Source organism: Vibrio sp., from assembly GCF_048266485.1.
Taxonomy (GTDB): domain Bacteria; phylum Pseudomonadota; class Gammaproteobacteria; order Enterobacterales; family Vibrionaceae; genus Vibrio.
In genome coordinates this window covers 821,879-846,866 of sequence record NZ_JBLWZK010000001.1, presented here as the reverse complement: position 1 = coordinate 846,866, position 24,988 = coordinate 821,879, and the positions used below count along the sequence as shown (strand labels likewise).

General features: G+C 41.7%; 25 protein-coding genes. 14 read left to right on the top strand and 11 right to left on the bottom strand.

Features of this window, described 5'->3' with window-relative positions; genetic code table 11:
- Positions 1-3: 3 nt before the first annotated feature.
- Positions 4-447 carry a DUF423 domain-containing protein gene (locus tag ACN0T8_RS03840; protein WP_417879319.1) on the top strand — a complete coding sequence of 148 codons (444 nt, stop codon included), beginning with the start codon at positions 4-6 and terminating at the stop codon, positions 445-447.
- The gene (gene rlmM, locus ACN0T8_RS03835; RefSeq protein ID WP_417879318.1) at positions 444-1,535 is read left to right on the top strand and encodes a 23S rRNA (cytidine(2498)-2'-O)-methyltransferase RlmM; all 1,092 of its coding nucleotides are present in this window, start codon (positions 444-446) and stop codon (positions 1,533-1,535) included. The genes ACN0T8_RS03840 and rlmM overlap by 4 nt, the downstream gene beginning before the upstream one ends.
- Positions 1,536-1,679: 144 nt before the next feature.
- On the opposite strand, the gene xni is transcribed toward rlmM, so the two are convergent.
- The 4 genes from xni to queF all read right to left on the bottom strand — a co-directional run bounded on the left by xni (position 1,680) and on the right by queF (position 7,421).
- Positions 1,680-2,447 carry a flap endonuclease Xni gene (xni, locus tag ACN0T8_RS03830; protein ID WP_417879317.1) on the bottom strand — a complete coding sequence of 256 codons (768 nt, stop codon included), beginning with the start codon at positions 2,445-2,447 and terminating at the stop codon, positions 1,680-1,682.
- 104 nt (positions 2,448-2,551) lie between these two features.
- Positions 2,552-3,907 (bottom strand): nucleotide 5'-monophosphate nucleosidase PpnN, encoded by a 1,356-nt coding sequence (gene ppnN / locus ACN0T8_RS03825; protein ID WP_417879316.1) that lies wholly within the window; start codon positions 3,905-3,907, stop codon positions 2,552-2,554.
- Positions 3,908-4,059: 152 nt separating this feature from the next.
- Complete coding sequence (locus ACN0T8_RS03820; protein WP_417879315.1) at positions 4,060-6,345, bottom strand: tetratricopeptide repeat protein; 2,286 nt, start codon at positions 6,343-6,345, stop codon at positions 4,060-4,062.
- A gap of 206 nt (positions 6,346-6,551) precedes the next feature.
- Positions 6,552-7,421 carry an NADPH-dependent 7-cyano-7-deazaguanine reductase QueF gene (queF, locus tag ACN0T8_RS03815; protein WP_417879314.1) on the bottom strand — a complete coding sequence of 290 codons (870 nt, stop codon included), beginning with the start codon at positions 7,419-7,421 and terminating at the stop codon, positions 6,552-6,554.
- A gap of 71 nt (positions 7,422-7,492) precedes the next feature.
- On the opposite strand from queF, the gene syd reads away from it, so the two are divergent.
- Positions 7,493-8,038 carry a SecY-interacting protein gene (syd, locus tag ACN0T8_RS03810; protein ID WP_417879313.1) on the top strand — a complete coding sequence of 182 codons (546 nt, stop codon included), beginning with the start codon at positions 7,493-7,495 and terminating at the stop codon, positions 8,036-8,038.
- A gap of 12 nt (positions 8,039-8,050) precedes the next feature.
- A complete protein-coding gene (locus ACN0T8_RS03805) occupies positions 8,051-8,836 on the top strand; it encodes a Zn-ribbon-containing protein (RefSeq protein WP_027696897.1) in 786 nt (261 codons plus the stop codon).
- Between the two features lie 297 nt (positions 8,837-9,133).
- On the opposite strand, the gene ACN0T8_RS03800 is transcribed toward ACN0T8_RS03805, so the two are convergent.
- From ACN0T8_RS03800 to ACN0T8_RS03785, 4 genes are read right to left on the bottom strand one after another with little or no spacing between them, the layout of a single operon-like run.
- Positions 9,134-9,583: a YaiI/YqxD family protein gene (locus tag ACN0T8_RS03800; RefSeq protein ID WP_417879312.1), complete on the bottom strand. Its 450-nt coding sequence runs from the start codon at positions 9,581-9,583 to the stop codon at positions 9,134-9,136.
- 1 nt (position 9,584) lies between these two features.
- Positions 9,585-9,866, bottom strand: coding sequence for a hypothetical protein (locus ACN0T8_RS03795; RefSeq protein WP_417879311.1), 282 nt, complete (start codon positions 9,864-9,866; stop codon positions 9,585-9,587).
- A gap of 57 nt (positions 9,867-9,923) precedes the next feature.
- A complete protein-coding gene (locus ACN0T8_RS03790; RefSeq protein WP_417879310.1) occupies positions 9,924-10,235 on the bottom strand; it encodes a DUF3301 domain-containing protein in 312 nt (103 codons plus the stop codon).
- Between the two features lie 35 nt (positions 10,236-10,270).
- Positions 10,271-11,344 (bottom strand): DUF3549 family protein, encoded by a 1,074-nt coding sequence (locus ACN0T8_RS03785; protein ID WP_417879309.1) that lies wholly within the window; start codon positions 11,342-11,344, stop codon positions 10,271-10,273.
- A gap of 70 nt (positions 11,345-11,414) precedes the next feature.
- Between ACN0T8_RS03785 and ACN0T8_RS03780 the strand changes: the two genes are divergently transcribed.
- Together ACN0T8_RS03780 and truC are read left to right on the top strand one after the other, a co-directional pair.
- Complete coding sequence (locus tag ACN0T8_RS03780) at positions 11,415-11,729, top strand: YqcC family protein (protein ID WP_417879308.1); 315 nt, start codon at positions 11,415-11,417, stop codon at positions 11,727-11,729.
- A gap of 23 nt (positions 11,730-11,752) precedes the next feature.
- Positions 11,753-12,514, top strand: a complete 762-nt coding sequence (truC, locus tag ACN0T8_RS03775; RefSeq protein WP_417879498.1) for a tRNA pseudouridine(65) synthase TruC — start codon at positions 11,753-11,755, stop codon at positions 12,512-12,514.
- A 272-nt stretch (positions 12,515-12,786) separates the two neighbouring features.
- Here the strand turns inward: truC and ACN0T8_RS03770 are convergent, their stop codons facing one another.
- The 3 genes from ACN0T8_RS03770 to map all read right to left on the bottom strand — a co-directional run bounded on the left by ACN0T8_RS03770 (position 12,787) and on the right by map (position 16,885).
- Positions 12,787-13,170, bottom strand: a complete 384-nt coding sequence (locus ACN0T8_RS03770) for a DUF3461 family protein (RefSeq protein ID WP_417879307.1) — start codon at positions 13,168-13,170, stop codon at positions 12,787-12,789.
- Between the two features lie 67 nt (positions 13,171-13,237).
- Positions 13,238-15,862, bottom strand: a complete 2,625-nt coding sequence (glnD, locus tag ACN0T8_RS03765; protein ID WP_417879306.1) for a bifunctional uridylyltransferase/uridylyl-removing protein GlnD — start codon at positions 15,860-15,862, stop codon at positions 13,238-13,240.
- A gap of 144 nt (positions 15,863-16,006) precedes the next feature.
- A complete protein-coding gene (gene map / locus ACN0T8_RS03760) occupies positions 16,007-16,885 on the bottom strand; it encodes a type I methionyl aminopeptidase (protein ID WP_417879305.1) in 879 nt (292 codons plus the stop codon).
- Positions 16,886-17,249: 364 nt separating this feature from the next.
- Between map and rpsB the strand changes: the two genes are divergently transcribed.
- The 8 genes from rpsB to rseP all read left to right on the top strand — a co-directional run bounded on the left by rpsB (position 17,250) and on the right by rseP (position 24,971).
- The gene (rpsB, locus tag ACN0T8_RS03755; protein WP_089123372.1) at positions 17,250-17,978 is read left to right on the top strand and encodes a 30S ribosomal protein S2; all 729 of its coding nucleotides are present in this window, start codon (positions 17,250-17,252) and stop codon (positions 17,976-17,978) included.
- A gap of 162 nt (positions 17,979-18,140) precedes the next feature.
- Complete coding sequence (tsf, locus tag ACN0T8_RS03750; protein WP_417879304.1) at positions 18,141-18,986, top strand: translation elongation factor Ts; 846 nt, start codon at positions 18,141-18,143, stop codon at positions 18,984-18,986.
- Positions 18,987-19,264: 278 nt separating this feature from the next.
- Entirely contained in the window at positions 19,265-19,999 is a 735-nt protein-coding gene (gene pyrH / locus ACN0T8_RS03745; protein WP_417879303.1) for a UMP kinase, read from the top strand.
- 77 nt (positions 20,000-20,076) lie between these two features.
- Positions 20,077-20,634, top strand: a complete 558-nt coding sequence (gene frr / locus ACN0T8_RS03740; RefSeq protein ID WP_417879302.1) for a ribosome recycling factor — start codon at positions 20,077-20,079, stop codon at positions 20,632-20,634.
- Positions 20,635-20,722: 88 nt separating this feature from the next.
- Complete coding sequence (locus ACN0T8_RS03735; protein WP_417879301.1) at positions 20,723-21,475, top strand: isoprenyl transferase; 753 nt, start codon at positions 20,723-20,725, stop codon at positions 21,473-21,475.
- A 14-nt stretch (positions 21,476-21,489) separates the two neighbouring features.
- Positions 21,490-22,335: a phosphatidate cytidylyltransferase gene (locus ACN0T8_RS03730; RefSeq protein WP_417879300.1), complete on the top strand. Its 846-nt coding sequence runs from the start codon at positions 21,490-21,492 to the stop codon at positions 22,333-22,335.
- Between the two features lie 59 nt (positions 22,336-22,394).
- Positions 22,395-23,609: a 1-deoxy-D-xylulose-5-phosphate reductoisomerase gene (gene ispC / locus ACN0T8_RS03725; RefSeq protein WP_417879299.1), complete on the top strand. Its 1,215-nt coding sequence runs from the start codon at positions 22,395-22,397 to the stop codon at positions 23,607-23,609.
- Between the two features lie 3 nt (positions 23,610-23,612).
- The gene (gene rseP, locus ACN0T8_RS03720; RefSeq protein WP_417879298.1) at positions 23,613-24,971 is read left to right on the top strand and encodes a sigma E protease regulator RseP; all 1,359 of its coding nucleotides are present in this window, start codon (positions 23,613-23,615) and stop codon (positions 24,969-24,971) included.
- Positions 24,972-24,988 lie beyond the last annotated feature (17 nt).

The window sequence follows — 24,988 nt, the reverse complement described above, 5'->3', positions numbered from 1 at the left end:
ATCATGTCTATTTCAAAATGTAGAGGTCAGAAGATTCTCGCTTTTGCTGGGTTTTCTGGTCTAGTTACCGTAGCACTCGGCGCCTTTGCTGCTCATGGTTTATCACATCGCTTACCTGAGTATTTACTCGGTGTATTTAAAACTGGAGTACAATATCAAGCGTGGCATACTTTTGCACTGTTGGCATGTGGGATTATTTTGATGATTACAGCGCCAAATTCTGCTTCTCAGTCAGTTGAATACTCAGAGAAAGGGCGTAAAGGTGTGGCATATGCTGGCATTTGCTTTATCATCGGCATCCTTTGTTTTAGTGGCAGCTTATATGCGCTGGCTTTAACAGGAATAAAATGGTTTGGCCCAATTACCCCATTAGGCGGTGTGTTTTTTATGTTGGGTTGGATTATCTTTGCTCTATCCGTTTTACGATTAAATAAGGTGACACTGTGAAACACGTTTTACTTTACTGCCGTTCTGGTTTTGAAAAAGAGTGCGCAGGAGAAATCCAAGATAAAGCCAATAATTTAGAGATTTTTGGTTTTCCCCGTGTGAAAAAACAATCGGGTTACGTGCTTTTTGAGTGTTACCAAGAAGGTGATGCGGATAAGCTGATCAAACTTCTCGACTTTAAAGCGTTGATCTTTGCTCGTCAGATGATTGCGGTGGCTGATGCATTAACTGATTTACCGACAGAAGATCGTATTTCGCCAATTTTAGCGGCGATTGAAGCGCAGGAACAATTTCCAACCTGTGGCGATATTCGTGTTGAAACACCAGATACCAACGAAGCGAAAGAGTTACTGAAATTCTGCCGCAAGTTTACGGTACCAATGCGCAGTGCGATGCGTGGTAAAGGCTTCTTGTTTGCTAAAGACAATGCTAAAAAGCCAGTATTGCATGTGTGTTTTGTTGCACCGGGGCATTGCTATGTTGGTTACTCATTATCTCAAAACAACTCACAGTTCTTTATGGGGATTCCACGTTTAAAATTCCCATCAGATGCACCAAGTCGCTCAACGTTGAAACTGGAAGAAGCGTTTCATGTTTTCATTCCTAAAGAAGAGTGGGATATACGATTAGCACCAGGTATGTGGGCAGTTGATTTAGGTGCTTGCCCGGGGGGCTGGACGTATCAATTAGTTAAGCGTTCTATGTTTGTCCACGCGGTGGACAATGGTGCAATGGCGCAAAGCTTGATGGATACTGGTCAGGTTAAATACCACGCAGCAGATGGCTTTAAATTTGAGCCTGCTAAGAAGAATGTTACTTGGTTAGTGTGCGATATGATTGAGAAACCATCTCGAGTTGCTCAACTCATGGGGGAATGGTTAATTCGTGGTTTAGCCAAAGAAGCGATCTTTAACTTAAAATTGCCGATGAAAGGCCGTTACGATGAAGTATTGGAAGACATTGAAAACTTGAAGATTTTCTTTAAAGAAAACGATGTACCTTTCAAACTGCAAGCGAAGCATTTATATCATGACCGTGAAGAAATCACCGTGCATGTGCAGATTTTGAAGAATATTTCGCCGTATTAATTTACAGCGAGCGCTGCGCTTCTTGGGCGCTTCGCTTATCGTAGCTCGTGTTTCGATTAAACGAGCTACGATTTAATTCCGTTGTTGGTGTTATTTCTTTTTCGAGATACGAGCAGCAGAGCGTCCTAGCTACGAGCCACGACGCTATTTCTCAAACCTCACATCTTGCAAATTAAACCCTAACTTCATATCGGTCTGTAATGCTGCAATTTGTTTACAGGTACGTGCAAGCTCAATATGCTCATCAAACTTTTTACGGTATTTAGGCTTTAAGTCTTCAGCAGCATAAGCGGTTTCGATATCACCATATTGCTGCAATATTTCTTTCGCTGCTTTCGGCCCAATGCCGGGAATCCCGGGTACCTTGCTTGAGCTAATTCCGACTAATCCCCAGTAATCGGCAAGTTGTTCGGGTTTGACGCCAAATTCTTGTTCGATAAATGGTGCATCTAGCCAGCGGTGTTGGAAATAATCGCGAATTTGAATGTTGGGTGAGAGTAGTTGGCAGTAGCCTTTATCGGTTGAGATGATGGTGGCTTTCTCGCCTGCCGATGCGACCTTGTATGCAAGAGTGGCGACTAAGTCATCGGCTTCATCGCCATCGGAAAGTAATGAATCTATGCCAAGTTCCCACCAAGCAGATTGGATCTTTTCTAACCCAGCAAGGAGCGGTACGGGCATTGGTTTGCGGTCTTCTTTATAGCTAGGTAAGACTTGTGCTCGCCAGCCTCGATCTTGCTGATGATGATCAAATACCGCAATGATATGGGTGGGTTGCGATTCAACCAGAATCTTATTGATGGTTCGACTGGTGGTCGTGATGGTACGGTCAATATCGTTGGCATCAGGTTGTGCAGAGTGCACTCGACGGATCAGATTGAGGGCATCGATGATCACCAAGTGAATTGACATAACTTCTCCTAACACTGAATAAAAATGGCTTTGAGATGACTTGAGTAAATAAAATCAAAGCCATTGTAGCAAATTCAGAGAATTGTAGAGTTGAATTTTATTGACTAACGAGCAACACGATAACAAGGAACGTACTCAGACCCCGGTAGTTTCATTCGTTGCTGCTCAACAAAGTCATTCAATAAGGTATCCATTTTTTCCATTAAGTTACGATCACCATCTATGATGAATGGGCCGTGTTTCTTAATTTCACGAATGCCTTCCGATTTCACGTTACCTGCAACAATACCAGAGAAAGCTTTGCGTAAGTTGGCGGCTAGTTTTTCTGGTGGTTGCTCTAGGTGTAGATCTAGTTCCGACATTGATTCATGTGTGGGTTCAAATGGCGCTTGGAAGTCTGGCGCGATATGTAGCGACCAGTTGAAGCTATAAGCGTCTTCCTGAGACTTACGGTGTTCTTTCACTTTCGGCATTGCTTCTTTCATTATTCGCGCAGCTTTTGCTGGATCTCCAATTACGATTTGATAATGCTTTTGAGCTTTAGGGCCGAGCGTATCGTGAATAAATTGATCGATGGAACGGAAGTAAGCTTCACTTTCTTTAGGTCCAGTAAGCACTAATGGCAAAGGTTGATCTGCATTATCTGGGTGCATCAATATACCGAGAATATACAGTAATTCTTCAGCAGTTCCTGGGCCACCAGGGAAGATGATAATTCCATGCCCTAAGCGTACAAAGCCTTCTAAACGTTTTTCGATGTCCGGCATGATGATCAGTTCGTTGACGATAGGGTTGGGTGGTTCTGCCGCAATAATTGATGGTTCAGTTAAACCAATATAACGTTGATTTGAATAGCGTTGCTTAGCATGTCCAACCGCTGCACCTTTCATGGGGCCTTCCATCGCACCGGGACCACAACCGGTACAGATGTTCATTTCACGCAAACCAAGTTCATTACCTACTTCGCGAGTGTATTGATATTCAATAGGGTTGATAGAATGGCCACCCCAGCAGACAACCAGATTCGGTTCGGTGCCTGTTTGCAGGGCTTTAGCATTGCGTAAAATACCGAATACTTGGTTAGTGATTTGTGTGGAATCGGTCAGTTGTAGGCGTTGGCTGTCTGCCAAATGTACGTGTAAAAAGACAATGTCTCGTAACACTGAGAATAAGTGAGCTTGAATCCCTTTAATGATGGTTCCGTCAACGAAAGCGTGTTCAGGTGGATCGGTTAATTCAAGTTTGATACCACGTTCACGGCGTAGCACCTCAATTTCAAAAGATTCATTTAATTTTAATAATTGTTCCGAATTATCAGTATGGCTGCCGGAGTTTAATACTGCGAGAGAACAGCTACGATAAAGCTGGTAGAGATCGCTAGAAGCGGCTTTTTTTAACTTGCTGACTTCTAATTGAGACAATAAATCTAAACTGCCCATCGGGCTAATTTGCGTAATCATAGAAAGCTCCTTCTCACCGATTATGAATTATGATTGTTTCGGTAGGTTCTTTCACATTACACAGGTTTGCTTTATTTCGCTATATTCCGTGAATAATATTTATTGATAAGTGAGTGATCTCAATGACATTCTCGAGACTGATTGTCGATTAATTAATGCTTTTGTTTACTATCATCGTTACGTAAAATGGCTTTGGCAATGTCATCATGTCCACCAGATGTGTGAATTTTGATGAGTCCTTGCTCGACAGCCTGTTCACAAGCATGACGAATATCGGTACTCGCAAAACTGGCAGCAGGTGCATTTTCAATAGCGGTTAAGTATACCCAGTTAGACGGCTCTTTTGGGGAGTAACGTTTTTTAATCTTTCGTGCTAGATAGATTGCCATAAAGAGTATATCAATTAGCTCTTTATCATTGATAGCTGTGTATGCACGTGGTAAGAATGGATACTCAGCCATGCCCATTCTAAAGTGACGATCTATATTTTGGTTTGGCTCAAATTGATTGATCCAATCTTGAATTTTTTCACAGAAATATTCCGGTGTATCTTTCGCTTCGCCTTTAGGTTCTATGTATAAAAACAATCCATCAGAAAAATGATATAAGCGAGTTGGTTTGATTATTAACTTTTTCATGTAGTCACCAAACTGTTTTTCAACATTGAGGCCAGCTTGATAGCCCTGTCTTAAATAGACATTGCGGAGAAATGGAAAATCGAACATTACAAAGTTTAAGCGATCGCTTAATGGTTCGTTAATTAACTCTCCAAGTCGCCATTGTTCAAATACTGCATTACTACGTTCTAATGATTTTGGTAGTTTAGCATTTAGTAACTTGAGATTTTGAAGCCCAGATCTAGGGTGGGTGTACAAATCAATCGTTTGAGTTTCAACTTCATCACGTATTTTTTGATTTAAGTAGCCACGGCGAATCACTAAACATAGCAACATAAACGCGATGATCGTTAGGATAATCGTAGCACGCTGATATTTAGCGTATTGTGTATCGAGATAAATTAAATCGTTTTCAAGACCAGCATAATGCAGTGATTTTTCAATGATGTCTTTTTGTTGACGAAATACATCTTCATTGATGGCGTTAAACTGATCTTGTTGGTTTTGCCATAGTCGTTGATATTGTTGCTGCATGCGTAATGCTTGCTGGTAATTTTTACTTTGTTGATATGCTTCCGACAGTACTTGATAAGCAAACATTTGTAAGTGTTTATCTTGTATTTCTTCAGCAATATATAAAGCTTTGTTGCCACTTGTAATAGCGACTTTTATTTCTTTTTTAGCGAGAGAAATGGAGCCTTTAAGTAGTAATGTTTTTGCTTTTAGCTCTGAATTATTACTTTGTTCTGTGAGGGGTTCTGCTTTTACCAAATAGTCTTCAGCGTGGGTGAGATCAAATAGCTTTAAATAGGTTTTTGAAATATCAATTCGTAGTTGGATGACTTGTTTAATGTCTCTGTGATTGGTTTCGTTATCTAGCAAGTTTAAATAATTCACTAATGCTAAATTGTATTTTCCTTGATTAAAGAAAATATCAGCCATTAATTGTACGGTATCAGAAAGAGGCACGGAGTGCGGGTAAGCATCATAAAAATCTGCCGCTTCAGTGGCATGTTCAAGTGCTTTATCAAATACTTGGCGAGTGAAAAATAACTGTGCTAGCAAGAGGTTTGTACGAGCTAATTCAATACTATCACTCGCTTTTATCGCTGACCAATAGGTGGTGAGGAGTTCGGTTAGGGACTGATCATACTGGTTTTTGGATAAATAATACTGACCTAAACGTAAGTGGTAGTCGATAGTCAAAGGAACCGATCTCGCACTGGTTAAATAATTATGCGCTTGTTGAAAGGCGGTTTCTGCTTTGACGTCATGACCTAAATAGCTGTTCATTTCAGCTTCTAACATATTCAGCTGGTACAAGGTTTCTTGTTGCCAATGCTTATTGGTGGTTTCTTTTTTAACTTGTGTTTTGAGTTGTTCGATATCTTGTTGAACACGTTCGAAATCTTTGGTCCATTGCCAAAGTAATTTTGCATATTCTAGCTTAGTCGTTAGTAGTGGTTGGGTAATTTGATACTTTATCGCTAAGGCTTCTGCTTCTTTTAAGGTAGTAAATGCTAGGTTTTGTTCGTCTAATACGTAGTAAGCACTAGCCATAATTTGCAGTGCTTCAATCGTCGTTGAAGGTGTTCGAATGTTTTTTTCACTGCCTTCTCGCGACAGTGTGTAGTCTTGATTTTTAGTAGAAACTATTTTACGTGTAGAAATATATTGTTTAGTGAGCGCTAAGGATTGTTCGGGAGTAACGCTAAGCAATTTATGCGCTTCGTTGAGGATAGGAGAGAGATAGACTTTGGCCTGAAGCGCAGAGCTGAATGTCAGCATAAAAGCGAAACATATCCAAAGGATCTTTTTCATAGTTACATTATCTCTAAGAAGCGGTATAGGTAAATGATACCCAAGTTATCTAAATTGCTCTTCATTTGGCATTTTAGGTCACTTGGGGTTGAATAGCTTAGCATTATTGCGCCATCTTGTTGAGTCGCAAGTGAGAATAAGCCTACATTCGTGGAATGATAACTTAGTAGGATGACCGCTTGACGGAATAATTGCTCAGTGCATGGTTATTGTCGGGCCATTCGGATCATTTGGCTTGGTCTAGTAAGATGAGTTGAACGAAATGGGTTAATATCCAGTCCACCACGACGGGTATATCGTGCATAAACACTCAACTTTTTTGGTTGGCAGTATTTCATAATGTCACAAAAAATACGCTCAACGCATTGTTCGTGAAATTCGTTGTGCTCACGGAATGATACTAGGTAGCGTAGTAGTGCTTCTTGATTGATTTTTTTTCCAGTGTATTCGATTTCAACACTCCCCCAATCTGGTTGGTTGGTAATTAAGCAATTTGATTTCAATAAATGACTATGTAAGCACTCACTGACCTCTTGGGGGCTGGTTGAACCTACAAGGTAGCTTTCATCGAATTGGTAATTTGTGATATCAATATCTTGATCATCGATACATTGACCTTGCATAGTAGTGATAGGCTGCTGAGTATAGTGGCTTAGCGGACGTAGGGTGATTTCTACCGCTTCTCCTGCGCAATTAGATAAGTCTTGCGCGATAATTTGTTCTACTTGCTGCCAAGATTCAAAGCGAGTTTGGTTGAAGCTATTGAGGTAGAGTTTGAAAGATTTAGATTCAATTAAGTGAGGGCTAGTCGGCGGGAGAATGACATCACCGATTGCCACTTGTGGTAGACCTTTGTTGTTTAGCCATGAAAGCTCATAAAGCGTCCAAATATCGCCGCCGACAAAAGGCAGTTCAGTAGAGTCATTTAACCCCAAATCATCGCGATTTAAGCTACGTGGAACCGGTTGCAAAAGGCTCGCATCATAGTCATGGTTATATTGTGTCGCTTGGCCTAATGTTAATCCTTGCAATTCTTTGGCATTAGCATATTTTGTCTGCTTTGATGAGTGAGTCATGATACTTCTCTTATCCGAAATTTGTTTGAATATTACTGAATCAAAAGTTAGCTGTCATCAGGGAGTCCTAAATGAATCACAATATTGCCCAGGCATTAGCGGTTTTAACCACAGAATTTGTGGATAAATGGCAGGAGGCCTATAAAAGCTTTCCTATTGCCAATGAAATGGAGGGTATTCCTTCACCTTGCGTGCAACGTACTGATGACCAAAATATTGAATGGTTACCTCAAGAACGTGATGAGTTAGCGGATTTCAGCGATTTAGAACGCGGCATTGAGCTAATTATTCACCCTGATGTAAAGACTTTTTATGGTTCACAGTATAGCGCCGATCTCACTTTGTCTTGGAAAAGTAAACCATTCACTTTACTGCAAGTGTGGAGTGATGAAGATTTTATTCGTCTGCAAGAAAATATTTTAGGTCATCTAGTGACGCAGCGTCGTTTAAAATTAAAACCAACCATTTTTATTGGTACCACTGATGCAGAGCTAGATGTGATTTCAATCTGCAATATTTCTGGTGAAGTAATTTTAGAACGATTAGGAACCGATAAGCGTGATGTGTTATCGCCTAATATCGAGCAGTTTTTATTGCAATGCCAAGCAGAAGTGTAGTTGGGGTGTTTAGTGTACGTAGTTGAATTACGATTTGAATGTTTTGATAACACCACTATCGACGCGGTAGAAAAAGCGATTAACGGTTTATTTGATGCTTTGCGTTATAACGGCCAGATTCTCGGTCGTGAGTTTCCGATTATTATTGGTGATGGCGAGTTTCGTGCTCGTTTAATTTGCCCTGAAGCGAATAGCTTACACGCTGATTACCATTCCGATTATGTCAAAGTCTGCTTGCAACGACTAACAGAGGCAAAAGTACTAGCACCAAAAGTAAAAGTACTAGGGCAAGATCTTAACTCTGAGCAAACGGTGTCATTTGATGAGCAAAACACACCGAGTTGGCAGGTTTTATATACTACCTTTGTTCACTCATGCTCACCATTACGTTGCGGTGATACCTTTAGACCCATCCCGTTGTATCACAATCCACCGACCTTAAATGGCGATCATAAGTCGTTAGTAAAATGGCAAACTGAGTGGCAAGCATGTGATGAATTGCAAATGGCAGGTGCGTGTGAAGCGGAACATGCTGGTTTAAAAGAAATTGCTCAAGTAGACAGTGATTTATTCCGCCGAGGCTGGGATTTACGTGGTCGACTAGAGTACATCACTAAGATCCCGACCTACTACTATTTATATCGAGTCGGTGGTGAAAGCTTGCAAGCCGAACAGAATCGACCTTGTCCTCGTTGTGGTGGTGATTGGAAACTCGAACAACCGCTGCATGATATCTTCTATTTCAAATGTGATGATTGCCGAATTGTGTCGAATTTGTCTTGGGATCATTTGAAGTAATTCTTAGACGGCGCTTAGACATGAGGGACGGTGGCATCGTTGCTCGTGACTCGGAAAAGCGAAAACATAAACCGAAGGAGAATGCTTTTCGCTTCGGGAGCAGAGAAGATGGAACGTGTTGCAGGGAACCGTGAGTACTGACAGTTCATTGTCATCCTTGAGGAGCCTAAGCGACATCGAGGATCTATATTCAGTACGTGGTGAGTAGATTCCTGCTCTCGCTAAGGCTCGGCAGGAATGACGGTTCCTTTGTTTATGCTTGTGTAAAAGCGATCGCGGAGCTGTTCTTTTTAGGTACTATCTATTCCCTTTCGCCAATATCTTATCCAAATGATTCGCAAATTCACGCTTATCGGTTTGGGAGAGTGGCGGTGGTCCTCCGCTTTGAACACCACTTGAACGCATAGTATCCATAAAATCACGAATATTTAGACGAGCTTTGATGGTGTCTTTGGTATAAAGCTCACCGCGCGAGCTTAATGCTTGGCCGCCTTTGGTGATCACTTCATCTGCTAATGGAATATCAGATGTGATCACTAGATCTCCCGGTTCGGTTCTACGGACGATTTCATTATCCGCAATATCAAAACCACTTTCGACTTGTACGCTGTGAATGTTATTGCGCTTCGGTACTGGCACTAAGTGGTTGGCAATAAAAGTTGTGGTAATGCCGGTACGTTCTGCCGCGCGACAGATAGTTTCTCTGATGGTTTTTGGACACGCGTCAGCATCAACCCAAATTTTCATGTTATTTCCCTTCTAGCTCGGTTAAGCGTTGAGTCAATTCTTGTACTTGCTTTTCTAATTGGGCAATGCGCTCTTCTGCCGATAGGGCGATTTTCTCACTGGCGATTTCTACTTTCGGTACTTTGTTGGATGACTTCCAAGACTTTAAAGTGGCGATAATAGCTGGCATTGGAACGGGCATAGAAAGTCTAGATTTAATCAATGCCACGCTTGGTTCTTTACCTTCTTCGGTGATAGCAGAAAGTGCTCTATGTAGCTCTTGTGTTACATCGTGTGTTTGCATGTTTCGGGTCTCTTTAGTCTTTTTTGACTTAGCTTCTTCGAGTTGGTCTCTTTTTAATTAGTCGCTTTCAACAATACGATAGGGCGGCAACATAAATTTGGCTGCTTTAAAGCCAACCATAATTGCTCGGCCTTGGTAATAGTCGTCACCACGGGCGGAAAATTCAAACTGATATAAAGAATGAAATTGAAAATGCCCGTCCGGTAAGCGTAATTGATAACGTAATAGCGACACTGACAGTAGTTGTAAATCGAGTTGTTCACAATGACGAGCAATCGCTTTGTGTGCTAGTTCTGATTGCCTACGTTGTTGCCAAAATAGGAAAGCGATGAATACTACCAAAAGGATCATCAGTAAGTCGGTTATCATTGGCTATCCTTAATCCGTTATGTTATCTGATGAAGTTATTGAGTAGATTTGGTGTGCTGCTGTAGTGCGTAAAGTGCATTCGCCAATTCAGGGCTTGGGGTATGGTTCAGTAGAGGCAAGAAGGTAAAGCGCAAGTCTGGGATCATGACTAAATCGGCAAACAGTTGGTTAAATAAATCTTGGTTTTTGGTCTGAGCTAGGCGTAGTAAGAACTTCACTGCACGAGCTTCGGTATTCAATTGTGCCCAACAACGGCCGGCAATCGCAATTAATACTTCGGCGTGACAAAGCGTTTTATCAGCGAGCACTTTTTCAAGGATGGTAATAAGCTGTTCAGAGTTTGCTCCAGACAAGGCACGCACATACGCGGATAATAAAAATAGATCAGGCTGTGATTTTTCACATTCTTGTTCTGCTAGTTCTAATAATCGTTGTGTTAGTTTGTCTGGGATCTCAACGTGTTCTAAAGCGCCAAGTAAAGCGTATAGGGCAGGGTGATTAGCGCTATCTTCTGCGAGTTTGCTTAGCGCCTTACGAATCGCCACGCCGTTTTGTTGGTCTGATAAACGGCTACACATGTCGGTAATACCTTGCAAGCCTACGGTCTGCCAATTATTCCAACCTAGATCACCGGTAAAGTAATGCTGCGCATGTTCATAATATTGGCTGGTGGATAAGCCTAGATCTGCTCGAATGACACTATGAAAAACCGCCATTTTGTCGTCATTCGGTTTGAAAGTGTATGGATTATTGGCTAAATGCTGTTGCTGCTCTTCGGTGAGATCTTGAGTTAACAGTGCGCCACTTGCTTTTACCGAGAAAGCCTCTGTTACGTACTTTAAAAAGTTACCAATATCCGTCTGGTTGAGTAGTCCGCGCTCATCGAGTGGGAATTTTAAGAACCAAATCCAAGGTTGCTGACTGTCATTCCAATAGGCAATGGCTAGGTTGGCATGACGCTGCAATGGATAAGGGTAAGGCTTTTGCCCCATTTCAACTTGCTGGAAATCTTTGGTTTCAATTGCTTGAATGCGTCGCCCTAAATCAAAAATTTTAAACTGGCACTGACTTTGTTCTAATAGTTGGCTTAGGTTGTGTATTGCATTCATATAAGCTTCCAGTTTAATTCGAGTATATAATTCGTTATGAAATGGTATCTTATCAAGGGGTCGAAACAAAATGAATGAATATATTGAATTAACCGATGTACTTGAGCAGCTTGAAGATAAACTGATTCAATTGTCGTTATGGGAAGATCAACCGCCGTCTCAGAAAGCGCTAAGTAGTGATCAACCATTTGCATTAGATACACTTCAACCAACCCAATGGTTGCAGTGGATTTTTCTACCTAAAATGCACGATCTTATCGAGTCACAATCAGAAGTGCCGATTGGCTTTGAAGTGAGCCCTTATTTTGAACAAGCCATGACAGACAAAGATCATCGTGATGCCTTGCTACCTATCCTAAATCAATTAGATGAAACCGTAAGATGAATGTAGAAAATAACCCTGAGTTGATGGATGACTCGCAAGAAGCAGTTGTTGAAACCATAGAGTTAGAAGTGGTTTATCGTGACGAGTATTTCATTGCGGTCAATAAGCCAGCAGGAATGTTAGTGCACCGCTCGTGGCTTGATCGTCATGAGACCCAATTTGTGATGCAAACCTTGAGAGATCAAATTGGTCAGCATGTTTTTCCTTTGCATCGACTCGATCGCCCAACCTCTGGTGTTCTACTGTTTGCACTATCGAGTGAGTTTGCCGCAAAAGCCGCGCCAATGTTTGCTGAGCATCAATTCACCAAAACTTATCATGCCATTGTACGTGGTTGGATTGAAGAGGGCGATCGCCTCGATTACTCACTGAAAAAAGAGCAAGACAAAATAGCCGATAAATTTGCCTCAAAAGAGGTGGAAGCCCAATCTGCAATAACTGACTACCAACCACTAGCTAAAGTGGAAGTACTGCATTCAACAGGCCGTTTTCCAACCAGTCGTTTTTGCTTAGTTGAAATGCAACCACTAACCGGACGCAAACACCAATTACGCCGTCATATGGCCCACCTACGTCATCCTATCTTGGGGGATACCTCTCATGGTGACGGTAAACAAAACCGTTTATTTAGAGATATTTATAACGCGAGCCGCTTGATGCTGCATGCTAGTAAATTAGAGTTTGTTCATCCTTATACTGATGAGACTATCGTCATTGAAGCGAAGTTTGATGAGGTGTGGGAGCGTCTTGTTGACGAGTTTGGTTGGACGATTTGTTTCGAGTAAAAAGAGTATCGGAGCTCGAATCTCGGGCGTTTCACTTCTCGTAACTCGGAAAAGCGAGTTCCTCAATATATGAAACAGAGTGTCATCCTGAAAAGCGACGTAGGAGCGCAGTTCAGGATCTCCGACAGTGATTGAATGAGCCTAGACTCCGCATCTTCACTTAGGCTTATATACGGAATGAAGGTCTTTGACTTGCATGGGGGCTCACGGGAGCCGAAAAGAATCATTGGCATTAATATGGTTAACCGCACAATCTTCTCGGCTCTCGGAACTTATTTCAACTTCTCTAAATCTGCTTCAATCTCTGCAATTTTCCCTGCCACGACTTTTTCTAAGTGACGTAAGTCGGTCAAGATTTTGTGTTTGATATCAGCACTGTCTAATTCTTTTGGTTTGGTGATCTGGTTTAGTTCAGTCATCACTTGGGTGAGGTTCGGGCTTACTTCGGTGGTTTCTTTATATTGGCCAGATTGGTTATTTACCCGAATATTTTTGCGCTGACGTGGGTATTTGAATTTTAAGCTTTTGGCAAACAACTCACCTTTTTGTTTGTGGAAGTAAATTTTTAATACATCCACTTGAGCTTCTTGGCGCAAGCTGTAACGAGCAATGAGGGATGTGTCTGGAATACCAAGTTTCTTTAAGTTTGGATACATAAATCATTTACCTCTGGTTAAAACAAAAGATGAATGTTGCTGTTTACTTCTAGTATAGCCATTGCAATTAATGTGGTGATAAGGTTTTAATTGCCTTAACTAACTCAACTTTTAATGCGTCTTCTACTTCTGGCTCTAATCGGCCGCCACTAGGTGAGGTGAGGATAAATAAATCCTCTGCTCGTTCGCCTATTGTGGTGATTTTTGCGCCGTGTAAGTTTACCCCTAGCTTGGCAAAGACTTGGCCTATTGTCGCTAAAAGCCCTGGAGTATCGAGTGCGACTAGTTCCATTAAACTGCGTTTGCCCGTTCGTGTTGGGAGGAAATCGACACGAGTTTTAACATGAAAGTGTTTGAGTTTATTGGGCACTCTACGTGAGCGAGTATTGGCGCTGATTTTTCCATTCAATACGTCGGTGAGATATTGTTTGATTTGCTCGTGACGGACATCTTCAACTGGGTCACCGTTTTGGTCGAGTACCATAAAGGTATCTAGAGCATAGCCATCTTTGCTGGTCATAACTTGAGCATCATGGATACTTAAATTACGACGGTCTAGCTCGGCGGCCATCATACCAAATAAGCTGGCTTTATCTTTCGCGTAAATGAAGACTTCCGTACCACCGCGTGTGGCATTCTTACTGATTAATACCAGTGGTTTATCTGCTGGTTGAGTAAGTAGATGCTCACTATGCCATGCAATTTGTTTTGCTGTGTGGCGTAAAAAGTAGTCGGCTTTAAATCGTTGCCACAGTACTTCAATTTCCCTTGGGCTGAAGTTTTCTTTACGTAGCATCGCAGCCGCCATGTGTTGGTTATGGCGAATTCGGTCACGTAGATCAACTGGGTTTTCTAGCCCTCTACGTAAAGCGCGTTGGGTTGAGTAAAATAGTTCAGTAAGTAGTGTTCGTTTCCAACTATTCCATAGTTCTGGATTGGTTGCGCAAATATCGGCAACGGTTAAGCAAACCAGATTTTCTAGGTATTCTTCATCACGTACTTTTTTGGCAAACTCAGTGATGACATCAGGATCGTAAATATCACGTCTTTGCGCGGTGACAGACATTAATAAATGGTTTTGAACGAGCCATGAAACTAACTTAGCTTCAGGTTTTGACAAGTTATGCTCAAGGCAAAAATTATAAGCTTCGACGGCACCAATTTCTGAGTGATCACCGCCACGGCCTTTACCAATATCATGGAATATAGCGGCAATAATCAGTAAGTTTTTCTTCTGTATTCTAGGATAAACATCGCAACATATTGGATGTTTATCATGGTTGTCGATATTACTAAACGAGTGGATATGCTTGAGTACTCGCATGCTATGCTCATCAACGGTATAGACGTGAAATAGGTCAAACTGCATCTGCCCAACGATTTGACTCCATTGTGGTAAGTAGGCTGCGAGCACTCCCAATCGGTGCATTAAACTGAAGGCCTTATGTAGCGAGTTTGGGTGATGAATCAATGCCATGAATTTTTCACGGGCAGCAGGAATAGTGTGTAAAAATCGATTCAGTCTACGTCTTGCAGTACGTAGTTGACGTAAGGTTGGTGGACTAACACCTTCAAGGGTTGAGTCGTTAGCAATATGTAAAAACATATCTAAAATGGTTTCAGGTCTTGCTTGGAATAAAGCGGGTTTTCTGGCTTCGATTAATGAACCACGGCGCTGAAAGTCATCAGAAATAATCACTGCATCAGGTAGCTGTCCTTTACTCATGATAGCTTGATCAAATAGTTTGAGCAGCATTTTATTGAGTTCGGCAACCCGACGTAGTGTCCGGTAAAACTCTTTCATCATCATTTCGATAGCGCGGTTACCTTCACCGGTAAAACCTAAGTTTTCCGCTACGTTGGCTTGATGACCAAAGGTTAATCGGTTGTCATAACGTTTCAATTCAATATGTAGCGCAAAACGAACACGCCATAAGAAGTTTTGGCATTCTAATAATTCACGGTATTCAGCGTCAGTTAAAAAACCAGCATAGCTCATTTCACGTAGCGAAGTCGTGCCAAAATGACGGCGGGCGACCCAGCCTAAAGTATGAATGTCACGCAGACCGCCAGGACTAGATTTAATATCCGGCTCTAAATTGTAAGTGGTGTCGTGATAGCGAGCGTGGCGTTCACGCTGTTCTTGGAGCTTGGCTTCATAGAAAACGTCACTAGGCCAAAAGCTGGCTGATGAAATCTGTTCAATGAGTTGGTTGTAGGTATCTTCGCAACCACATAAAAAACGCGCTTCTTGTAAATTGGTTGCAACAGTTAAGTCATCTTTACCGACGTGGATACATTCTTTTAGAGTGCGGACACTATGGCCAACTTCGAGGTGTAGATCCCATAGTAGAGTAATGAATTCACTGATTTTTTTGTTCACATCATCCGAGATTTTCTTTTCTGACAATACTAGAATATCAATATCAGACAGCGGATGAAGTTCTGAGCGGCCATAGCCACCCACAGCAATTAAGCTGAGAGAGTTTACTTGCGCAAATCTAAAAAAGTCCCATAAGCGCTGAAGTATGGAATCCATATAAGCAGAGCGTTCGTATACCAAATCTTGGATAGGTTGTCGTTGTTCTAAAAAGGCTTGTTTTTGATGTTGAGAAAACTGTTCCAATTGCTGTTTAAGAGCCATGGATGACAGTTGTTGATCATCTAGAGAGACGGGGGACTGATAAGTCATGAATGCATTCCTTGCAACAAGTAAATCTAACTCGATAGTACCTGTATTGCAGATAATAAAAAAGCCTTTATCAGAATGGAGATAAAGGCTTAATCTTTTCGAGTTTTCGAGTTTTCGAGTTTTCGAGTTTTCGAGTTTTCGAGTTTAGCTATTGTTCATTAAACGAGGAATAGTTTCTTCCGAGCGTAATGTCATGACTTCGCAACCCGACTTAGTTACCAGAATAGTGTGCTCATATTGTGCTGAGTTTTTACCATCACCGGTATAAACAGTCCAATCGTCTTCTGCATCAACGGTTACACCAAACTTACCTGCGTTGATCATAGGCTCAATGGTGAAGATCATGCCTTCTTTCATCACTCGACGATCGGAATTACGGTAATGAACGACTTGAGGTTCTGAGTGGAATTCATCACTGATGCCATGACCACAAAAATCTTTCACAATCGAAAACTTATTGCGAGGATTTTTTTTGTTATTGTCTTTGATGTACTTCTCAATCGCAGTACCAATGTCGCCAATGGTGGCACCTGGTTTTACTTTCCGCATACCGACATAAAGGGCTTCTTGAGTCACCATGCATAAGCGTTTATCGGCGGGAGAAACATCCCCTACTAGGAACATCTTAGAAGTATCACCATAGTAACCTTCTGGACGAACGCTAAGATCGGCATTTGGATCGTTAGGAATGATCACTGTGATGTCTAGGTTGACAATATCACCATTTTTTAAAACAGCTGGCTTAACTTGGCCGTTGCTGCCTACTTCATCTTGGCTTGCGGGAATACCGTGACAAACAATATGATTGATTGAAGTACAAATTGATTTTGGGTAACCATGGTAGTCAAGAGGAGCTGAATAAGCACCTTTTTCTAAGGCATAGTTATGGCAGATTTTATCAAGTTCTTCGGTGGTCACCCCTTCTTTGATATGGGGTTCAATCATTTCTAAAACTTCAGCGGCGAGCTTACATGCAACGCGCATTTTTTCAATTTCTTCGGCTGTGTTAATTTTGATCGACATAATTAGTATCCGTTATCTCTTTGTGTCTAGTGTATTAACAGTGGGCTCTAATCGCAATTGAAATCCGTTAACATCTAGTATAAATCTCTTTATTTGCCAGAATAAATGACAAAGTTGCGGAAAAACTCATGCGGAAAATAGTGGTTTTTCTGGTGTTTTAACCTGCTTTTGTGGTATAAAGCGCACCGAAATCTGTAACTACTTTCTCCTTTTTGAGGCGATGTGGTGTGGGTTTCATATACTTATTTCTTAAATCACACACATTCCGACACGTGATCCGGGGTGCTCTTTTATGCTTATTTATAGCGAAAGGGTCGGTATCATGGGGGATGTGGAGGCCTAACCCCATATAGAGGATTATATAATGGCAACTGTATCAATGCGCGATATGCTTAAAGCTGGTGTTCACTTTGGTCACCAAACTCGTTACTGGAACCCAAAAATGAAGCCTTTCATCTTTGGTGCTCGTAACAAAGTTCATATCATCAACCTAGAACAAACAGTTCCAATGTTCAACGATGCACTAGCTGAGCTAGGCAAAATCGGTGAGCGTAAAGGTAAAGTTCTTTTCGTTGGTACTAAGCGCGCAGCTTCTGAAGCAGTAAAAGAAGCAGCTATCAACAGCAATCAGTACTACGTAAACAACCGCTGGTTAGGCGGTATGTTGACTAACTATAAAACTGTTCGTCAATCAATCAAGCGTCTTAAAGATTTCGAAGCTCAAGCTCAAGACGGCACTTTTGAAAAACTAACTAAGAAAGAAGCTCTAATGCGTACCCGTGAAATGGATAAGCTAGAGAAATCTCTTGGTGGTATCAAAAACATGGGTGGCCTACCTGACGCACTATTCGTAATCGATGCGGATCACGAACACATTGCTATTAAAGAAGCAAACAACCTAGGTATCCCTGTATTTGCTGTTGTAGATACAAACTCTGACCCAGATGGCGTTGATTTCGTTATCCCTGGTAACGATGATGCAATCCGTGCGGTACAACTATACCTAAACGCTGCTGGTCAAGCGGTAACTGAAGGTCGTAACAAAGACGTAGCTGCAGTTGCTGATAAAGACGGTTTCGTAGAAGAAGCTTAATATCGTAACGCCTAGGTTCAACAGACCCTAGCCACTTAATCTTGCTGTCATAAATGAACCGCTTAGATTGAGTTATAGTTACAAATAGGGGGCATGCTTTTAATAAAATACTAGCCTGGCCCCTGTTTTTTACCATTTTTGGAATCAACCGAGGATTAAACCATGGCAACAGTAACTGCTGCTCTAGTTAAAGAATTGCGTGAGCGTACTGGCGCAGGCATGATGGATTGTAAAAAAGCGCTTGTTGAAGCGAATGCTGATATTGAATTAGCAATCGAAAACATGCGTAAAAGCGGTGCGGCTAAAGCTGCTAAAAAAGCGGGTAACGTTGCTGCTGAAGGTACTATTTTAGTAAAAGAAGCGGACGGTTTTGCTGCGCTTCTTGAAGTTAACTGCCAAACTGACTTCGTAGCTAAAGATACAAATTTCCTAGCATTTGCTAACGAAGTTCTTGATGTTGCAGTTGCAGAACGTCTAGATGTAGAAGCACTTCAAGCTAAATTTGAAGAAACTCGTATTGCTCTAGTTGCGAAAATCGGCGAAAACATCAGCATCCGTCGTGTTGCTTACATCGACGGTGCTAAAGTCGGTTCTTACCGTCACGGTGAGCGTATCGGTGTAGTTGTTGCTGGTGATGCTAGCGATGAAGTAATCAAACAAGTTGCTATGCACGTAGCAGCTTCTAAGCCTGAGTACGTAAATCCTGAAGATGTTCCTGCAGATGTAGTTGCTAAAGAGAAAGCGGTTCAAGTTGAAATCGCAATGAACGAAGGTAAACCACAAGAAATCGCAGAAAAAATGGTTATTGGTCGTATGAAGAAGTTCACTGGTGAGGTGTCTCTTACTGGTCAAGCTTTCATCATGGAACCAAAGAAAACTGTTGGTGAGTTCTTGAAAGAGCAAGGCGCTTCAGTAACTAACTTCGTACGTTTAGAAGTTGGTGAAGGTATCGAAAAAGCGGCTGAAATGAGCTTCGCAGACGAAGTTGCAGCGGTACAAAAAGGTTAATTCCTGATTTGTATAGCTAACCTAAAGGACCGTAGCACTGCTGCGGTCTTTTTGTGAATGAAGCAGCGAGTCTCGGGGCTAGGACGCTACGCTTCTCGTTTTTCGATATGAATACAGTTAGTTTTTGGAATAGCGTTAATCGTTATAAATAGATATTAGATTCAACTAAGCTAAGTAATGCTTTTGCTTTTTCGAGCAGCGAAGCGATACGAGTGACGAGAATTCGAATAACGTCTATTCATAACCGTTAATCAACCATACTTTGAAAGGTAAACTCCATGACAACGAATCCTAAGCCTGCATATCAGCGTATTTTGTTAAAACTTAGTGGCGAAGCTCTACAGGGTGAAGAAGGTTTTGGTATCGATCCGGCTATTTTGGATCGCATGGCTCAAGAAATTAAAGAACTTGTTGAACTTGGCGTACAAGTTGGTGTTGTTATTGGGGGTGGTAACCTATTCCGTGGTGCTGGCTTAGCAGAAGCTGGCATGAACCGTGTTGTAGGTGACCATATGGGAATGCTAGCAACAGTGATGAATGGCCTAGCAATGCGTGATGCGCTTCACCGTGCTTATGTGAATGCACGTGTGATGTCTGCGATTCAGTTGAAAGGTGTATGTGATGATTACAACTGGGCGGATGCGATCAGCCAACTTCGTCAAGGCCGTGTCGTGATTTTTTCTGCAGGTACAGGTAACCCATTCTTTACAACCGACTCTGCAGCATGTCTACGCGGGATCGAAATTGAAGCAGATATCGTGCTAAAAGCAACCAAAGTGGACGGCGTTTATACAGCTGACCCAGTTGCTAACCCAGACGCAGTTTTGTGTGATAAACTGAGTTACAACAACGTACTGGAAAAAGAATTAAAAGTGATGGATTTAGCTGCTTTCACTTTAGCTCGTGATCACAAAATGCCAATTCGCGTATTCAACATGAACAAGCCTGGTGCTTTGCGTCGTGTCGTAATGGGTGAACAAGAAGGTACACTAATCGGCGAGCTGCCAGAATAAGAACGTGATAAAGCAATTAACATCGCGCGAGTGAAGGTATTTCGCTCTGTAGAAAATACAAATAACAAGGTGATATCGTGATTAACGAAATTAAACAAGACGCTCAAGAGCGCATGGCAAAAAGTGTTGAAGCACTAAAAAATAATCTTTCAAAAATCCGTACTGGCCGTGCTCACCCAAGTATTCTGCAAAATATTTCTGTTGAATATTACGGAGCTCCAACACCTCTAAACCAAGTTGCTAACATCATTGCTGAAGATGCGCGTACATTGGCCATTACAGTTTTTGATAAAGAACTGACGCCAATGGTAGAAAAAGCCATCATGAAATCTGACCTAGGTCTTAACCCAATGTCTGCTGGTACGGTAATTCGTGTACCACTTCCTCCACTAACAGAAGAGCGTCGTAAAGACCTTGTTAAGATTGTACGTGCTGAAGCAGAAGGTGGCCGTGTAGCGGTACGTAATATTCGCCGTGATGCCAATGCGGATCTTAAAGCTCTTCTAAAAGATAAAGACATCTCTGAAGATGAAGATCGTAAAGCGCAAGACGAAATTCAAAAAATCACCGATGCAGCTGTTAAAAATATTGATGAGTTGCTTGCTGTGAAAGAAAAAGAGTTGATGGAAGTTTAATCTTCTTTTTCTACCTGCTTAAAGGCGCTGTGCGGTACAGCACAGCGCTTTTTTTATGCAAAACCTGCCTACAAGTATGAATAAAATAATGTCTGATACTCAATTCTCATCTGATCTACTACCAGAACATATTGCCGTTATTATGGATGGCAATGGTCGTTGGGCTAAGCAACGTGGCAAGCCTCGTATCTATGGTCATCGAATGGCAGTTAAATCAGTGCGAGAAACTATCTCAACCGCCAGTCGATTGGGAATAAAAGCTATTACTTTATTCGCATTTAGCAGTGAAAACTGGAAACGCCCAGAAGAAGAAGTGAGCGTGCTCATGGATTTATTTATGACGGTGTTAACCAGAGAAGTCAAAAAACTGCATAAGAATAATTTACGTCTACAGATTATTGGTAATAAAACCCGTTTTAGCCCAGCATTACAAAAAAAAATTGCAGCCGCAGAAGCCCTAACAAAGGCAAATACTGGCACTGTGATTAATGTCGCCGCTAATTACGGTGGTAAATGGGATATAACCGAAGCGGTTAAGCAAGTGGCTCAACAGGTGTCTGAGGGACAACTTCAACCACAAGATATTACGGAGTCAACCATATCTCAGCATTTATCTATGGCTGATTTGCCGGATGTCGATCTTATGATCCGCACTAGCGGTGAGTGCCGAATCAGCAATTTTATGCTTTGGCAAATGGCTTATGCCGAATTGTATTTTACCGATTTATTTTGGCCAGAATTTGATGAGCAAGCAATGTTGGACGCCATTGCCTGGTTCATCAACCGTGAAAGACGCTTTGGTTGCACTAGTGAGCAACTACAGTCGTTGATGATTCAATAATAAAGGACGAAAGTTTGAAACAAAGAATAATAACAGCATTGATTTTAGCGCCTTTGGTTTTATGGGGGGTGTTTGAACTTTCAATTCCTTTTTTCATTATTGCGTTAACGGCTATATCTATTATTGGCTTTTGGGAATGGACTCAATTTGTTCTGCCTAAATCACGCGCACTCAGTCTTATTCCATCTTTAGTGGTTTTGGCTGGCAGTTTTGCTGTGTTCCCATTTGATAACTTGAGCTTATCGACGGTCTCCGAGACGCATTTGTGGATCTTGGCGGTAGGGGCTATCTGGTGGGTTGTGGCAAGTGGTTTAGCGTTAACTTACCCAAGAAGTATAAACTTGTGGGAAAAGAACGTAGCTTTACGTCATCTTTTTGGCATGCTGTCACTGATTCCTTTTCTCTGGGCAGTCTTTTTACTTAGAGCCCAAGATTATGCTTTGAATCCTTATCATGGCGCTAAATTAGTTATGTTTGTCTGCTTATTAGTATGGGCCGCCGACACGGGGGCGTACTTTTCAGGAAAAACATTTGGTAAACATAAAATGGCGCCGAATGTTAGCCCGAATAAAACGCTAGAAGGTTTATTTGGTGGCATTATCTTAGCCATGGTCGTGGGTTGGTTTGCTTCTTCTTTGCTAGATATTCACTTTGCTAGCTTGACAGTGATGCTGTTTATTACTTTTGTTACAGTGGTTATTTCTGTTTTAGGTGACTTAGTCGAAAGTATGTTTAAGCGCGTCTCTAATATTAAAGACAGCAGTAATATTATCCCAGGGCATGGTGGCATTCTTGATCGCATCGATAGCCTTGTTGCGGCATTTCCAGTTTTTGCTTTATTGTATTTTATTTGCCAATAATCTGCCGCACGAAATATAGGAAGAATATTGATGCATTTATTCTTAATGGTTGATTGATCATGCAAAAGATAACGATTTTAGGTGCAACGGGGTCAATTGGTGCAAGTACTTTATCGGTAGTTGAACATAATCCTGAACAGTTTGAAGTGTATGCCTTAGCCGCAGCTTCTAATGTTGAAAGTATGCAAGCATTATGTGAAAAGTGGCAACCTGAAATGGCAGCGATGGCAGATGAAGCGGCCGCGTTAGAGTTAGAACAACGCCTTAAACAAGTGAAATGTAAAACCCAAGTGGTTGCTGGTATTGACGGACTATGTGCTATTTCATCTGCTGATGACGTTGATATGGTGATGGCGGCAATTGTAGGCTCTCCGGGCTTGCTGCCAACCATGGCGGCAGTGAAATCGGGTAAGCGCATATTACTTGCTAATAAAGAATCTTTGGTGATGTCAGGTCAATTTTTTATTGATGCGGCTAAGCAATATGGCGCACAAATTCTTCCTGTTGATAGTGAGCATAATGCTATCTTTCAATGCTTATCTCAGAGCGTACAAAATCAGTTAGGTTATTGTGATCTCGATGAAGGTGGTATTCACTCAATATTATTAACTGGCTCGGGGGGACCGTTCCGTTATAGTGATATTGCCACCCTTGATTCCGTGACCCCAGAGATGGCGATTGCTCATCCTAATTGGTCTATGGGACCAAAGATCTCAGTGGATTCTGCGACTATGATGAACAAAGGCCTAGAGTTTATCGAAGCCAAATGGTTGTTTAATGCTAAGCAAGAACAGCTAAAAGTTTTGATTCATCCACAATCGGTGATTCATTCGATGGTGCAATACAATGATGGTTCAGTTCTTGCGCAAATGGGAGAGCCAGATATGTGCACACCAATTGCGCTTTCAATGTCTTACCCCGATCGCATTCCTTCAGGTGTAAAACCACTCGATTTTACTGCGTTAAGCGAATTGACTTTCTTAGCACCAGATATGTCAAGGTACCCATGTCTGCAGTTGGCGATTGATGCTTGTTATACCGGCCAGCATGCAACCACCGCAATTAATGCTGCCAATGAAATATCCGTTGCGGCGTTTTTGAATAATCAATTAAAATTTACCGATATTTCACGGGTTAATGAAATAGTAATGGATAAAGTGTGTGGTTTATCGACTCTTAGTACGGAGAGTTTGGAAAGCTTACTTGAGCTAGATAGAATAGCTCGAATCTATGCAACAGAAACCTTAAGCAACAGAAACTTTAGCAGAGCGTAATTAATGACTGGCATTTTATGGAATTTAGCTTCATTTATCGTAGCCCTTGGCATTCTCGTTGCTGTGCATGAGTTTGGCCATTTTTGGGTAGCAAGACGCTGTGGCGTTAAAGTCGAAAAGTTTTCTATCGGGTTTGGCAAATCATTGTGGAGCCGCAAGGGTAAGGATGGCGTTGAGTATTCCATCTCAATGATCCCATTAGGTGGCTTTGTAAAAATGCTGGACTCTCGAGTTGATGAGGTGGCTGAACAAGATAAGCATTTAGCGTTTGATCATAAGAGTTTATGGCGTCGTAGTGCGATAGTGGCTGCTGGCCCAGCTTTTAACTTTTTATTTGCCATTTTTGCTTACTGGCTGGTCTTTATGATTGGCGTACCGGCAGTGAAACCAGTGATTGGTGATGTCACGCCCAATTCAATTATTTCTCAAGCAGGAATTGAGTCGGGGATGGAACTTAAAGAAATTTCTGGTATCCAAACTTCTGATTGGGACTCGGTGAATATGGCTCTGATCTCTCATATTGGTGATGACCAGATTGTTATGAAAGTCTCTTCAGCGGATGAATTAGGGATTGAACGTACCGTTACCTTAAATACCCAAGATTGGAAGTTTGACCCTGAAGTCGATTCTGCAATGGGCACTTTAGGTTTTCAGCCGTATCGCCCGGAAATTATTTCTATCATTTCGAGCATTACGGAAGGTAGTGCAGCTGAGAAATCCGGTCTACAAGTCGGTGATAAGTTAATTGCTATTAATGGAGAAACGATAACAACATGGCAGCAATTTGTTGATACGGTTGTCTCACATCCAGATCAAGAAGTGAGTTTAAAAGTGAATCGTGATGGTCAAGAACTCACCTTGAGCTTATTTCCAGCGAGTAAAATTTTAAAAAATGGTGACACAATAGGGTTTGCAGGTGTTGCACCATCAATGGGAGAATGGCCGGAATCGTATCGCTTTGAGCAAAAGTTTGGTGTGTTAGCCTCTATACCTAAAGCGGTAGAGAAAACGGGACAAATTATCGATTTAACACTCACAATGTTGAAAAAACTTATCACAGGTGATGTCGGTATAAAAAACTTGAGTGGCCCAATTTCAATAGCCAAAGGTGCGGGTGCAACAGCTGATTATGGATTAGTTTACTTTTTAGGCTTCTTAGCATTAATTAGTGTGAACTTAGGGATTATCAATTTAGTGCCTTTACCTGTACTTGATGGCGGTCATTTGTTATTTTTTGCTATCGAAGCTGTGATTCGTCGCCCAGTCCCAGAAAAAGTACAAGAAGTGGGATATCGTATCGGTAGCGCGGCGATTTTATCTCTGATGTTAATTGCAATTTTCAATGATTTTGCTCGCCTGTAGTACCAGTAGTGGTTTAA

Excerpts from the sequence above, each read along its gene's own strand:
- ACN0T8_RS03840 (WP_417879319.1), top strand. The coding sequence starts at position 4 with ATGTCTATTTCAAAATGTAGAGGTCAGAAGATTCTCGCTTTTGCTGGG.
- xni (WP_417879317.1), bottom strand. The coding sequence starts at position 2,447 with ATGTCAATTCACTTGGTGATCATCGATGCCCTCAATCTGATCCGTCGA.
- ppnN (WP_417879316.1), bottom strand. The coding sequence starts at position 3,907 with ATGATTACGCAAATTAGCCCGATGGGCAGTTTAGATTTATTGTCTCAA.
- ACN0T8_RS03820 (WP_417879315.1), bottom strand. The coding sequence starts at position 6,345 with ATGAAAAAGATCCTTTGGATATGTTTCGCTTTTATGCTGACATTCAGC.
- queF (WP_417879314.1), bottom strand. The coding sequence starts at position 7,421 with ATGACTCACTCATCAAAGCAGACAAAATATGCTAATGCCAAAGAATTG.
- syd (WP_417879313.1), top strand. The coding sequence starts at position 7,493 with ATGAATCACAATATTGCCCAGGCATTAGCGGTTTTAACCACAGAATTT.
- ACN0T8_RS03800 (WP_417879312.1), bottom strand. The coding sequence starts at position 9,583 with ATGAAAATTTGGGTTGATGCTGACGCGTGTCCAAAAACCATCAGAGAA.
- ACN0T8_RS03795 (WP_417879311.1), bottom strand. The coding sequence starts at position 9,866 with ATGCAAACACACGATGTAACACAAGAGCTACATAGAGCACTTTCTGCT.
- ACN0T8_RS03790 (WP_417879310.1), bottom strand. The coding sequence starts at position 10,235 with ATGATAACCGACTTACTGATGATCCTTTTGGTAGTATTCATCGCTTTC.
- ACN0T8_RS03785 (WP_417879309.1), bottom strand. The coding sequence starts at position 11,344 with ATGAATGCAATACACAACCTAAGCCAACTATTAGAACAAAGTCAGTGC.
- ACN0T8_RS03780 (WP_417879308.1), top strand. The coding sequence starts at position 11,415 with ATGAATGAATATATTGAATTAACCGATGTACTTGAGCAGCTTGAAGAT.
- truC (WP_417879498.1), top strand. The coding sequence starts at position 11,753 with ATGGATGACTCGCAAGAAGCAGTTGTTGAAACCATAGAGTTAGAAGTG.
- ACN0T8_RS03770 (WP_417879307.1), bottom strand. The coding sequence starts at position 13,170 with ATGTATCCAAACTTAAAGAAACTTGGTATTCCAGACACATCCCTCATT.
- glnD (WP_417879306.1), bottom strand. The coding sequence starts at position 15,862 with ATGACTTATCAGTCCCCCGTCTCTCTAGATGATCAACAACTGTCATCC.
- map (WP_417879305.1), bottom strand. The coding sequence starts at position 16,885 with ATGTCGATCAAAATTAACACAGCCGAAGAAATTGAAAAAATGCGCGTT.
- rpsB (WP_089123372.1), top strand. The coding sequence starts at position 17,250 with ATGGCAACTGTATCAATGCGCGATATGCTTAAAGCTGGTGTTCACTTT.
- tsf (WP_417879304.1), top strand. The coding sequence starts at position 18,141 with ATGGCAACAGTAACTGCTGCTCTAGTTAAAGAATTGCGTGAGCGTACT.
- pyrH (WP_417879303.1), top strand. The coding sequence starts at position 19,265 with ATGACAACGAATCCTAAGCCTGCATATCAGCGTATTTTGTTAAAACTT.
- ACN0T8_RS03735 (WP_417879301.1), top strand. The coding sequence starts at position 20,723 with ATGTCTGATACTCAATTCTCATCTGATCTACTACCAGAACATATTGCC.
- ispC (WP_417879299.1), top strand. The coding sequence starts at position 22,395 with ATGCAAAAGATAACGATTTTAGGTGCAACGGGGTCAATTGGTGCAAGT.
- rseP (WP_417879298.1), top strand. The coding sequence starts at position 23,613 with ATGACTGGCATTTTATGGAATTTAGCTTCATTTATCGTAGCCCTTGGC.